The 12,302-nt window shown below is 36.2% G+C and carries 18 protein-coding genes; all 18 read left to right on the plus strand.

The window, feature by feature from the left end; all coding sequences use genetic code 11:
* The first annotated feature begins 49 nt into the window (after positions 1–49).
* The 18 genes from HMPREF2991_RS02840 (at position 50) to HMPREF2991_RS02925 (ending at position 12,290) form a co-directional block, all read left to right on the plus strand.
* Positions 50–412, plus strand: coding sequence for a hypothetical protein (locus HMPREF2991_RS02840; protein WP_070683385.1), 363 nt, complete (start codon positions 50–52; stop codon positions 410–412).
* 61 nt (positions 413–473) lie between these two features.
* Positions 474–881, plus strand: a complete 408-nt coding sequence (ssb, locus tag HMPREF2991_RS02845; protein ID WP_070683387.1) for a single-stranded DNA-binding protein — start codon at positions 474–476, stop codon at positions 879–881.
* A gap of 73 nt (positions 882–954) precedes the next feature.
* Positions 955–1,134 (plus strand): hypothetical protein, encoded by a 180-nt coding sequence (locus HMPREF2991_RS02850; RefSeq protein ID WP_070683389.1) that lies wholly within the window; start codon positions 955–957, stop codon positions 1,132–1,134.
* A 3-nt stretch (positions 1,135–1,137) separates the two neighbouring features.
* The gene (locus HMPREF2991_RS02855) at positions 1,138–1,980 is read left to right on the plus strand and encodes a PD-(D/E)XK nuclease-like domain-containing protein (protein ID WP_070683391.1); all 843 of its coding nucleotides are present in this window, start codon (positions 1,138–1,140) and stop codon (positions 1,978–1,980) included.
* A gap of 50 nt (positions 1,981–2,030) precedes the next feature.
* Entirely contained in the window at positions 2,031–3,005 is a 975-nt protein-coding gene (locus tag HMPREF2991_RS02860; protein ID WP_070683393.1) for an ERF family protein, read from the plus strand.
* 93 nt (positions 3,006–3,098) lie between these two features.
* Positions 3,099–3,770: a RadC family protein gene (gene radC, locus HMPREF2991_RS02865; RefSeq protein WP_070683395.1), complete on the plus strand. Its 672-nt coding sequence runs from the start codon at positions 3,099–3,101 to the stop codon at positions 3,768–3,770.
* 16 nt (positions 3,771–3,786) lie between these two features.
* Positions 3,787–3,993, plus strand: coding sequence for a hypothetical protein (locus tag HMPREF2991_RS02870; RefSeq protein WP_070683397.1), 207 nt, complete (start codon positions 3,787–3,789; stop codon positions 3,991–3,993).
* A 10-nt stretch (positions 3,994–4,003) separates the two neighbouring features.
* Positions 4,004–4,315 carry a hypothetical protein gene (locus tag HMPREF2991_RS02875; RefSeq protein WP_070683399.1) on the plus strand — a complete coding sequence of 104 codons (312 nt, stop codon included), beginning with the start codon at positions 4,004–4,006 and terminating at the stop codon, positions 4,313–4,315.
* A gap of 12 nt (positions 4,316–4,327) precedes the next feature.
* Positions 4,328–4,582 (plus strand): hypothetical protein, encoded by a 255-nt coding sequence (locus HMPREF2991_RS02880; RefSeq protein WP_070683401.1) that lies wholly within the window; start codon positions 4,328–4,330, stop codon positions 4,580–4,582.
* A 43-nt stretch (positions 4,583–4,625) separates the two neighbouring features.
* Positions 4,626–4,967, plus strand: a complete 342-nt coding sequence (locus HMPREF2991_RS02885; RefSeq protein ID WP_070683404.1) for a hypothetical protein — start codon at positions 4,626–4,628, stop codon at positions 4,965–4,967.
* A 95-nt stretch (positions 4,968–5,062) separates the two neighbouring features.
* Positions 5,063–5,761 carry a hypothetical protein gene (locus tag HMPREF2991_RS02890; protein WP_070683406.1) on the plus strand — a complete coding sequence of 233 codons (699 nt, stop codon included), beginning with the start codon at positions 5,063–5,065 and terminating at the stop codon, positions 5,759–5,761.
* A gap of 18 nt (positions 5,762–5,779) precedes the next feature.
* The gene (locus tag HMPREF2991_RS02895) at positions 5,780–6,247 is read left to right on the plus strand and encodes a hypothetical protein (protein WP_070683408.1); all 468 of its coding nucleotides are present in this window, start codon (positions 5,780–5,782) and stop codon (positions 6,245–6,247) included.
* A gap of 20 nt (positions 6,248–6,267) precedes the next feature.
* Positions 6,268–7,713 (plus strand): hypothetical protein, encoded by a 1,446-nt coding sequence (locus tag HMPREF2991_RS02900; RefSeq protein ID WP_070683410.1) that lies wholly within the window; start codon positions 6,268–6,270, stop codon positions 7,711–7,713.
* Positions 7,714–7,848: 135 nt separating this feature from the next.
* Positions 7,849–8,076, plus strand: a complete 228-nt coding sequence (locus HMPREF2991_RS02905) for a hypothetical protein (protein ID WP_070683413.1) — start codon at positions 7,849–7,851, stop codon at positions 8,074–8,076.
* A 16-nt stretch (positions 8,077–8,092) separates the two neighbouring features.
* Entirely contained in the window at positions 8,093–8,515 is a 423-nt protein-coding gene (acrIIA5, locus tag HMPREF2991_RS02910) for an anti-CRISPR protein AcrIIA5 (RefSeq protein ID WP_070683415.1), read from the plus strand.
* Positions 8,516–8,727: 212 nt separating this feature from the next.
* Positions 8,728–10,194 (plus strand): PcfJ domain-containing protein, encoded by a 1,467-nt coding sequence (locus HMPREF2991_RS02915; protein ID WP_070683417.1) that lies wholly within the window; start codon positions 8,728–8,730, stop codon positions 10,192–10,194.
* Between the two features lie 455 nt (positions 10,195–10,649).
* Complete coding sequence (locus tag HMPREF2991_RS02920) at positions 10,650–11,723, plus strand: coiled-coil domain-containing protein (protein WP_083312762.1); 1,074 nt, start codon at positions 10,650–10,652, stop codon at positions 11,721–11,723.
* A gap of 342 nt (positions 11,724–12,065) precedes the next feature.
* Positions 12,066–12,290 (plus strand): hypothetical protein, encoded by a 225-nt coding sequence (locus HMPREF2991_RS02925; RefSeq protein WP_070683419.1) that lies wholly within the window; start codon positions 12,066–12,068, stop codon positions 12,288–12,290.
* The last annotated feature ends 12 nt before the right edge of the window (positions 12,291–12,302 follow it).

A 12,302-nucleotide genomic window follows, 5' to 3' on the forward strand; every position in this document is an offset into this window, starting at 1 on the left:
CATGGAAAAAAGGAAAAAAGAGAAAGCCCAATTCGGGTAGGAGGAAATTATGTTTAATAAATTTAGAACAGCGAGTGCTTATGCAAGCGCTCGTAGACAACAAAAGACTGCTTACCGTCGGTCTTTCTGGGACGCAATCTCATTGATCGAACTCACTCCTAGTGAGTGGGCTAGCGAAAAGCTACTAGGAGAAGATAGTCTCCTTGATTTACGAGTGTCTAATGACACAATCAAGGGAAGGGAAAAGCTTTGTAGATTGGAACACAAGCTAGGTTGGTTGCCAAATGGACATCGTTACCGTTTAGGTGATAAAAAGAAACCAGTATCCAAGATCGTGCCTTTTCAACCACGGAAAGACGATGACGACCTTCTGAGCGCAGAAGAGTTTGAGCAGTTGTTGAATACACTTTAAAAAGTGTATTGTTGTTAATTTATTTATTTTAGGAAACCCAATACGGGTAGGAGGAAGAAATATGTTTAATAAAGTTATTTTAATCGGACGTACTACGTCTGATGTTGAGTTGCGTTACACACAGGATCACAAACCTGTAAGTCAAGTTACTCTTGCAGTAAATCGCTCATACAAGAGCGCTAATGGGGAACGTGAGGCAGATTTTATCCGCCTTGTTGTTTGGGGCGAGCAAGCAGAACGCTTTGCGAACTGGATTAAAAAAGGATATTTATTATCCGTAGAAGGTCAGTTACGTACTCGCTCATATGATGACCAGCAAGGGAGACGTGTTTACGTCACCGAGGTTATCGTACAATCGTTTTCCAATTTGACTAAACGTGACGACCAAAATCAAGGTCAAAACCAAGGGTTTAGTAATGACGCTTTTGGAGGGGGCTTCCCTATTCCAGATAGCGAATTACCGTTTTAATAACTAATTAAGTAGTAAGCATAGAAGAGATAGAACAAACATTCTATCTCTTTTTATGTTAGGAGGAAGAAAAATGAGAAAACAACTAATAAAAAAAATTCGCCAAAAAATCGCTGCTATCAAAAGCGATGATGTAAAAAGCATCTCACAAGGTCAACTCGACCTGCTTATTAAGACCAACGCTTCATCACAAGTACTAGAGGATTTCCTTGATGATGTAACTTTTGTAGTTGATCATCAAATGTGGAGGTAGTCTATGGAGATAGAACTACCAAAACTAACTGAGGAAACCTACTACGAAGATGTAGCTTATATGTCTTCCAGTAGGTTTAAGGAGTATATGGCTTGTCCTTTAAGGCAACAAGCCATTGACTTTGGATTCTGGGATAGGAAGAAGCCAACAGATGCCCTCTTGTTAGGAAATTATGTTCACTCTTATTTTGAGAGTGAAGAAGCTCATGCTAAATTCTTAGAGGATAATGGCTCAGAGTTAATTTCTAATAGAGGAGCAACTAAAGGGCAGTTAAAATCTTCCTTTAAGAAAGCTGACACTATGATCCAATCATTAAAGGATGATAAGTTGTTTAATAAACTTTATCATGGTTCTGAAGATGATGTTGTGGTGAAAGAGGCTATTCTTACAGGTGAACTGAAAGGAATTCCCTTTAAAGCCAAAGTTGATAGTCTTAATCTTTCTAAGACTTACTTTGTTGATTTAAAGACAATGGAATCTATCCAGAAAGAGACTTACTCGCCTATTTTGAAAAGATACACTAAGCAAGCTATTTACAACATTTTAGAGTATAGCTATCATATGCAGATGTATGTTTATCAGCAGTTGTTATTACAACAATATGGATTTGAATTTACTCCATATATTGTGGCAGTTAGTAAAGAACCTGTTCCAGATAAAGAGATTTTACGTCTTGGAGAGGATATTCTTGAGGTTGGCCAAGAGTTATTTGAAGCACACGCGGAGATTATTCGTGATGTGTTTCTAAACAATGTAGCACCATACGGTTGTGGCCATTGTGATTTTTGTTTAACCCACAAGAAATTAGAGCGTGCGATCACGCTTGATGAATTATTAGAAAGATAACTAAAGAACTAAAGAGAAAGCCTATTGAAAAATAGGTAGGAGGAAGAATAATGAACGAAACTATGACTAATTTTGCTAACAACAATGACTTGCTTCAACGTCTTATCGACGCAGAAGTGGCTCTTCAGGTGAAAAATAATCTTGAAGATATCAATAAACCTATTGATAATTCAGAGTTATTTGAGGCACTAGCACGCGCGCAAGCGAACTTTGATCAGGTGAAGAAAAGTGGTAAAGCTAATATTCCTACCAAAACTGGTGGAAATTATAGCTACAACTTTGCTAAACTTAGCGATGTGTTAGCTGCAACAGTACCAGCATTGAATGCTGAGGGTATCTTCTTTAGTCAGAAGCCTAACTACTCTTTGAGTGGTAATGCTCCTATGGTGACTATTGTAAGTACACTCAGTCATAAGTCTGGTGCTTCAATCTCTTATGAAAGCATTCCATTGTTCTATAATATGAACGATGCAAAGCAAGCGGGCTCAGTAATGACGTATCTACGTCGTTATGGCGCGTGCCAACTACTAGGGATTGAAGGTGATGACGACGATGACGCTCATGTAGCAACGATGAATAACTCATCTAACTACAACAACTACAAGAGCAAACACCAAACACGTCAACAAGCACCTGCAGCTAAACAGCAAACCGCTACTCAACAAGGTACTAGTAAGCCAGTTGCATCTACACCTAAACCGGTAGAGCAACAAACAACACCAGAGCCAACTAAGTCAGTTGAAACAGCCGTAGAGAGTGCTGCTAAACCAGTGGAACAAGTAGAAACACTTGCATCTACCGAACAAGCACCAGAATCAACTACTACGACTGAGACAAAAGCAGTTGAAAAAGTTGAAATTCCAAAAGCACCAGAACGCAACTTAGATGCTATCTTTAAGAGTGGTTTAGAAAGTGCCAAACAATTTGGTGCTACTGAGGAACAACTCGACGAGTGGCGTGGCATGGGCGTTAATGAAGCAATCATGTCTATGAGTAGCTTTGTTCGTGAGCAAGTAGGAAAATAACATGAGGAAAGAAAGACTATGCGCGTGATATTGTGCATAGTCTTTTGTCTTTTTAAGAGGAAGCCTATTGAAAGATAGGTAGGAGGAAGTTAAATGACAGAGTATACAAGTAACATTAAAGCAGTAGAAAGCATGAGTGATACAGAATTATTTATCACAATGCTAAACGGAGTAACACACGGATGTCTATCCAAAAACGAATCACATGATCTTGCCTGGGCAATGATTGAAGATAATTCTTTTTTTGCTCGTATAGATACAGCTTCTGTTTCAGAGTTCATGGACTTTGGTCTTGATGAGCAAGAGGCAGTAGCACTAGTTTCAATGTCTGAGATATTTAGACGCTCATTGATTAAGAAATCAGAGCGAGAATCAGTTTTCAGTAGCCAATCTTTAGGTAAGAAACTGATTGACAAGATTGGTCACAAGGAGCAAGAGCATCTTATGGCAATTTATCTGAATACTCAGAATCAAATTGTAGATGAACGTGTTATTTCCATTGGAACTAAGAATCGCTCGCTTGCATCACCGTCAGATATTCTACGGTATGCAGTGAGATGCAATGCGGCCTCTATCATTGTGGCGCATAATCATCCGTCTGGTTCTGTTGCTCCAAGCGGAAACGATAGAGAGTTTACAAGAGCTCTCTTAGACTGCTGTAAGTTGTTTGAAATAGTTCTACTGGACCATGTTGTAGTTGGTAGAGATACCTACTACTCATTTAGAGAGAAGGACTATCTGTTTGATTTAGAGAAAACCCAATAGGGTAGGAGGAAGAAACATGGACTATATCCAATTACAAACATTGTACTATCAATCTATGGTACAAGCAATGTCAGGTTTATTTTTAGGAGCATTACTTTTTTTAGTGATCCGTAGAATGCTTCGTAACAAAAAGGTGTTTAGACTGTTGTCTATTGCAGTTTTAATTATTCCTTTTTCTATCATGGCAATTTCTATGTCTATTTTAGACTATGTACGTCATTAAGGAGGGGAATATGAGAATTTTAGATAAGGCAAAGTGGCTACAAAAGAACTATCGAGAGTACGCTCTTGAATGGTATCTCTCAGACCACGCGCGTCTGAATGCTATCTTCAGGAAAGAGTACAAAAAATACCTTTCTAACCTCAACAACCAACTTGTAGAAGAGCAGCAAACTCAATTCAATGAGATTGAAGAGAGAATGTGTTCAGCATACAAAGAAGTTTACGGTTCTGATTATCTAGTAGATACGCAGATTGACCGAAGAGGAACTTTTGAAAGAGTACAGGAAATCAGAGACCTTTGGTCTCCTGTACTTGCTCATTAGTAGGAGGAAGAAATGGAACGAAGAGAGCAAATAAACCTTGTTTGTCGCTTGTGTCAAAGAAAGCGATTTGTTTACTACAATTTGGAGTATAACTACAATGGAACTGATATGGTACTTTTTACAGCGTACAACGCCCTAAGTATTCCCATCATTCGGTTCACCTTTTATTCTAACGAAATCAATGAAGTTACAAGCTTTTTAGATAAGTTACTGATAGAAAAAGCTGAAAAAAGACGTTTATCTCTATCTAAAAGGATAAAGTGGTAGTTATAAATTAAGAGAAAACCCCAGTGGGGTAGGAGGAAAAAATATGTTACATTGTGTTTATCGTGACGAGGAAGTATTAGACCGAAGCGCTTATAGAGGTGCACGGTTACGATATAAAAAACTGCTTAACGCAGGTTTTGATGTCGAATTACATAAATTCGGAAGTACAGATTTTGGAAATTTTGAAAGACTCAAAATCAATCCATTTTCTTATACTGAAGAAGAGTGGAAATTCATTATCTATGATGATGTATCTGGGAAGTTCTTTATTAACGGTATGGATGACCTTACCGCTGATGAGATGCCAGATTATTTCCGACCACGGCAGCATCGTCGTTTATCCTTGGAAGTCGCTTTAGAGCGTGCTTACTCGTTAGGAATGTAATTATATGTTAGATGAAAGAAAGACTATGCGCGTGATCTAGTGTGTAGTCTTTTCATTTTTTAAGAGAAGGCCCAACATGGGTAGGAGGAAGAAATATGTTTGATTATGATAAATACTACAAAAATAGCACAGGACACATTATCCAGGTATACCAAGAATGTGAAGTAGACGACTGTTCTAATCCAATGAATTTGGATACACTGTTTAACTATTACACATGGCAAAGAAAATATAAAAGCATGCAGGAACACTCTTACAAAGAGGTAGATGATTGGTTTGATGCTCTTACGAGCGAAGGCGCATACTACCTACTGAAAGAGCAAGCAATTTCAAAGGGTAAAACTCTGAAAGAATTTGTCAACATGCTTTGTGATGCATTGGATAAAGTAGGAATTGTTGCTTTCCCTATCCGAACATATGAACATTCAAGCATCACTTATTATCTAGGTGATTGGTTGGACCGCTGGGAAGGTAATTTAGTTGGGTTTGCTTGGCAAACTAAAGAGGAACTTTACAAAGAGTATGGTTGCAAACGAATTTCAAGTGAACTTCGTCAAGAACTTAAATCGATTGTAAAGGAAACTCTTAAAGACTACACACACTTTTGCAACGGTGAAGTTTATGGATACAATGTCTTTGACTGTAAAGGAGAAGAAATTGACGGTGGAAGTGGCTTTATTGCTAATACTGAAGAAAAATTGCTAGAGTATATCATTGATTATCTCCCATCGGAGATTATTGATACTCATTTTGTAGAATTTACAGCTGAAGAAGCAAAGGAATTAGTAGCTTAAGCTGCAGGAGGAAGAATAATGGAGTTTGATAAATTTATCAAGTTGTTGGCTAAAAAAGAAGTGAAACTTGTTTGTCGGGATGATAAATCTGACAAATGGATTGATTGGACGCCTGATTTTGAGGATACTAATTTTGTATATCTGGAAAGAAATCAGAAAAGAACATTCCTAGATCATGTAGCGTTTTGTCAATCATGGCGACGTAAAGGAATAGACCTTACTGAACTGTGTAGAATTCGCTCATTGTTAGGTGATATCGATGCAGACAAGGAGGCAATTCCTTTTGTGGAATTGGTTCGTCACCTCATTTCTGAAAACGGGAACTGGTCTGACTATGTTAAGGCAGTGATCCAGATTGAGAATGAGCAAGCATCACCAGAAACTATTGAGAGAGCTTATGACTTTTTCGTAGAAACTGATGATTGCCCCTTGATTAGTCCAATGATTGATGAAGTTGTTTCAAATGTAGAGGAAGCAGTAGCATAAGCTATTGTAGGAGGAAGAAAATGGTTAATTTGTTAAAAGGAAGAAAGCAACTGGAGAAAGTCCCATCTTTCCCAAAATTTACAACCCAAGATGACGCATACAGTAAGTTCAAAAAACTGGTGCGATACTATAACAAAGTTATGGAAATTGATAAAGTTGATTTGGGAAATGTTACTGAAGGTTTGGAAGGTAATTATAGCTGGTATCGTAATAGGCCAGAGGATTATTCTGGTTATAAATGCTACGACCTTACAAGTAGTGATGTCCCAGAAAGTGTTTATCTAAGTGCAACAAGTATTCTCATACACAGAGCTAAAGCTAAAAATGATGAAATTGAAAAAGCCAAAATCCTTATTGCTGAAGGGAAAAAACAAGTGTTCGCAATCGTTCCATGTTTAGCTTTTTCAAAGGAATCTGAGTTTTACTCAATGGGTAAGGATACTGATGAGCAACACTTTGTAGGCTTTAACTCAGTAGGTTACGCCTTGCTTAAAAGCAGGATCGCTGAACTTAAAAGAGAAAAAGGCTATGATTTTGAGAGCGCAGTTAATCACATAGCATTTGTAGAACATAACTTTGTACTGAATCAAAAATATTCAAAACAGAGTAGTACTACAATCGCTACTATCCAAACGGATAAGAAATACCAGGATAGCGAGTTGAACAAGAGTACAATCTTTAATCAACTAGGCTTTCGAAAGGTAGAGGTTGATACGCAGAAGTATGATGGCAAAGAGTTCGATTACAATTTATTCAAAAAAGTCGAAGAGGACTTTGAAAAAATCTGTAACAAACTGCCACATGCAGCTGCTCAACCTGAATTGAAGTTTAGAAAGTTAGGTAAACATAAAGCCACTGGTTTATATGCACCATTCCTAAACATTCTAGCAGTAGATGTAAGAAACACGGAGAGTTTCATTCATGAATATGGCCACTATCTTGACTATAAACATGGAGAAAACGTAGGTGATAGTTATTCTTTAAGTGAAGATTTTGAACATATTATTACTTCTTATAGCAATAATTTCAAGATCATTTGCAAAAAGCAAGAAGATTATCTACTTACTCGCTTGATGAATGCAGGTAAAGAATCTATCTCTAGTGTAGTTTCATTGGAAGAAAAACGTCTGACAGCAGAGTTGGAGCTCTTGAAGAAAACTGACAAAATGTTTGACTATTTCACAACGCCAACAGAAATTTTTGCTAGAGGTTTTGAATTGTGGGTATTTGAAACAATCACCTCAGATTCTTCTTTACTGATGAAGAGGGAAGATTATTCTAATCGCATTGAGTATGCCTCTTTTAATGGAATTAAAGAAAGGCTATTTACTTTCTTTGCGACTATTTTTCCAGAAGAAATGATCAAAGATAATAGTTTTGCAGCAAGCAGGACGATTAAAACACCTAAACGTGAATGGACTCTTATTTCCCCTACAAATGTAGGAGAACAGATGTGCCTATTCTAGTTTTTGAAGAGTGACAGGGTTACACCTTGTTACTCTTTTTTGAATTTAAGTACACCGATAGTTGCCATAAGGCAACTATTTTTGGTATAATAGTACCATAGAGAAAGGAAAGGTAATAGCCTTAGAGGAAGTAAAATGGGAACTATTGATACAACCTTGAGTACAGAGCAAGCACTACACAGATACAATCTACTAGCTAAAAGTCCTAAAATGGATGAAGATAACTCACTAGCTGAGTTTATCAGTGAATCATCAGAATTGGTAGCGTCATTAAAGACCGGAGAGCCAGTTGAGCAACTTGAGCTGGAATATTTCTTAGATGATATTGCTACCTTTTGGGAAAATTTAGAAATGGCTGGTTAAAGAAAGGAAAGACATAATGGCATTTGGCAAGAACAGATACAATCCATACAGGAAACGTAGTTTTAATCGTAGTGATAAACAATGTCGAGAGTATGCTCAGGCAATGGACGAACTAGAACAAGCCTTTGAGGAACTTGATGGATGGCACTTATCTAGTATGATGGATAGTGCTTATAAGAATTTTGAAAAGTACCAGGTTCGCCTATCAAATCATTCAGCAGACAACCAATATCATGACTTAGAAAATGGTTACTTGATTGTCAATGTTAAAGCAAGTAAATTGAACTTTGTCGATATTATCGAAAATAAATTGGATAAGATTTTAGAGAAAGTAGACAAGCTTGATCTTGATAAGTATAGGTTTATCAATGCGACCAATCTGGAACATGATATTAAATGTTATCTCAAAGGCTATAAGACGAAAAAAGACGTGATTTAAGGAGAAATACAACCAGAAACAATGAGTAATCATTGTTTTTTTACTGTTATCTAGGAATAAGACTTTTCTTAGATAAATGGTACATGATCACGCGCAGCAATTAAGATGTTCCTTATTTTAAAAACCCATAATGTACTCTTTGAATTATATCTTATATAAAAAAAGTGCATTTTTTTGTTTACAGTATGATTTATCATTGATATAATGGAGTTATGGAGAAAATAGTTATAAAAAATAAAGAGAATATAAATCAGACCTTATTTGTTGATTTTTTTAAAAGTTCTAAAAACGATATTTTACCAGAAATTGATTTGAAATCTGACAATGTCCCTAAAAAGAATTTTATAAACGAAATGAATTATGCCTATTTATTTGCATTTGATGGGAATAGTTACTTATCTGCAGAACAGTTAAGAAAACGTCAGGAAAAAGTTCTGGGAAGCTTTAAGGAAATATATCCTTTTACAGGATCAAGCATTGAAATCAGTAACTCCCCTTATAATTTCTTGCTTGTGGAGGTTAAGGAAGAATGTTTAATTCTAAGTAAATTTACTATCAATCAGGTTGCTTTTAGTGAGGATGAGGACGGAGAAGTAAAAAGTTATTTTCTGTTTAAAGAAAAGGATAAACATATTTTATTTTATGAAAGTCTTGATGTAATGTTTGTAAAAGATAAGCATTATAAACCTGTACGTCTAGGATTCGGTGGGATAGGGGCTACTGAAATGAAAGAAACAGTATTTAAAGGAATGTCGCTATTTTATCAAGTAGAGGATTTTGAAAGGGATAAGGTTAGAGATTGGCCAACAACTCTAACTTATGGCGATCTATTAAGAGCGCAGAGAGATTCGCTGAATAGAAAAGAACTATTACAAAAACATTTAAAAAAGGCAAGTGATCTAGATGGAGTCATAAATTTCAACAAGTTTACAGTAACAGAAGTCTATACATTAGTAAAAGCAGCCACCGAGTTTGAAGAAAAAACATTTATCAATTTTGTTAAGTGGTTTAGAGAAAAAGGAAGGTATATAAAGCTTTTTTCTTATATCCCATATAAATTTAAAAATTATCGTTCAGAGATAATGATTGCTTTTGTATTGGATTCAATAGGAGAAAGTGGAATTTATGAAGATGATGACATAGCTTTAGATGATACTTCTTATTATTTAGCGAGAGATTATATAAGAATGTGCAGAATGAGAAGAAGAAAGGTGAAAATTGATTTTTCATCAAGTAGAAAGCTAGAAGAAAAGCATGATAAGCTATTTGCATCTATTGAAAACAAAAACTTAAAAGAAAGACATGGAAATTCAAAATTTGAAATATATGATGAATATCGTCCTTTGATAGAAACTGTTAAAAAGCATAGCAATCCTTTCAAATACCTAAAGAGACCGATTGACCTGGTAGTTGAAGGTAATAAGATGGGGCATTGCGTCGGATCTTATATTGGATTAGTAGAGATGGGAGAGTGTGTTATTTTAACTGTTGATTTAGATGGTATTCATTATACGCTAGAAGTTAGCGCGGTTGTGAAAGACGACGGCTTAGTCGGATATCATTTGTGTCAAATGCAGAGTAAATATAATGGTGGTGTAAAAAATCCTGAGCATAGGAATCAAGTAATTACATTTCTTAATAACATTGATCTGAGTGTTAAAAAGAGGAAAAAGAAATAAGGACGTCGATTTATCGAGGTTCTTTTTGCTTTTAGTGGATATGTGGAGTTTGATGCGCGTGTAGTTATGTTGAATGACTAATAAAAAAACACCGTGGGAGGAAGTCCACAGTGTTTTAATTTTTAAGAGGAATAAGAGGCAACAGCAGTAAATTGTTCAAGGAAGTTACCTCTCATATTCGGTTAAACTAGAAGCGACCAAGAGAAATTAGGAAGCGTCGCTTCATCAGTTTTATTAGAAAGGAAGTTAAAGAAGTGAGGAAGTTTCACCACAAACTATAACTTCACCAATGATGATACCTTTGTATCTCATCGGTACAATAATAGTATAACAGACAATTATTAAAAAAAGCAAGGAATCGGTCACAAATACGCAAAATTTTTTTAAATCAATTCAAAGTGATATTTTTTCTATCATAGCTTGCCTTTTAGAAAAAGACTAGGTAAAATATTAGTATGAAACAAAACAATTATTATGAAAATCTACCAAAGACAACTAGGGAAAAGATAGTCGATTGGTTTAAAGACCTAAAGGACCTCAGTTTTGTCCGTTATCTTCGTAGAAAGGTACTTTTTAGGAAAACTCTATTTGCAGGAATACTGCTAAGCTGTTGTGTCCTATTGGTATTCAGTGGATTGACTTCTCCGAAACGTGTCACCTTTAAGGCAGAACAATTAGAAACTACCAAATCATTCCCAAATGATAGTGGTGATATCGAATTGGTTAGCCAGAAATATTCTAAAGAAAATGGGATTGCAGTTCTAGAGTTTGAAACCAAGGATAGTACAAGTGCTATCAAGGAAGGAATCAAAGGAGATAATTTAGAATGGCAGCTCTTTTTCCCACCTTCAGTTAATGCTAAGAATGCAGAGATGCAGGTGATCCCTCTAACAGAAAATAAGATTTCTGTTGTTGTAAAGAATATCCCAGAAAATTATGGTGTATTCATTGTCCGAGCGACCAATAACTCACCAGTTGATAAGAGTGTTGATGTTAAATTCAAGAGTTATAAAACTTATCTACAAGAAGAAAAAGGTAAGGAAGAAAAGGGTAAGGTTAAAAAAGAGGAGCAGGTCGAAGATAAGCCTGCCAAAGATAATATCCTAGACTTCTATATTACCTTACAAAATGACAAGTTGATTGAAACTAGCATCCAGGACCAAACACGTGAGGAATTTTCTCTTTCAATCTTTAATGCCGAGATTGATTATCAAACAAGTCAACTCACGCGCCTTAAAGATGCGATTAAAACTTTAGAGACTAGCACTTCCAATGACAAAAAGTCTATTGATAACTTAAAGAAAGAGTCTCAATATGTAGTAGGTGATGAACTTACTGAAAAACAAGACCAGATTAAAACTCTTATGACTAGCATTGATAATAAAAATAGTCAGATTGAAACTGCTGAAAAGAGCATAAAAGTGACTAACGAGATCATTGCTAATTTGCAGAAAAATATCAAGGCAGTACAAGATGGAACATTCCAATTTAATGCTCCAGTTCGTTCTGTATCTGCTAAAATTGACTAATCGTAGTCATCGCCTTATGGTTTTATCGAGGGTTCGACTCCCTTGAGGGCGATAGGGGTAGTAGCGCCCCGTGAGCGTTTATCTAGTTCGAAAGAATAGATAGTCCTTTATAAGTGGTGGGCAAGGTTGTTACCACGTAATCTCCAGTTACATACAGAAAACACCTGCGGTCACTCAATCCGTGTCGCCAAGGACAAATTGAGAGTGAATAAGCTACGCTCATGCGTGGCTTTTTAATTTGCTCCGAAAGTAGTTTGCAAATACTTGACGAACGTAAAGTATAGTGTTATAATTAAGACAAGATAAAGAAGGGGAGAACAAGTGTTCTCACGGTAAAACAAAATGGCACAAATTAAAGATGGATGGCACAAGGTTTATGGAGAAGACGTGTACGTAGAAAATGGGAAAGTTGTCCGCGGAGTAACCAAAGACGCAAACGGTTCAGAAGTTGCTTGCTATCCTTATGAGTACAGCGAAGACCATGACTGCTGGATTAACATTTCTGGGGAAGTAACTCTATCTTCTTATAGAGAGGGTTATAAAAGAGGGACGAAGCGCATGAAGTGATAAAACTGGAAG

This window comes from Streptococcus sp. HMSC072D07, assembly GCF_001814835.1.
Classification (GTDB): domain Bacteria; phylum Bacillota; class Bacilli; order Lactobacillales; family Streptococcaceae; genus Streptococcus.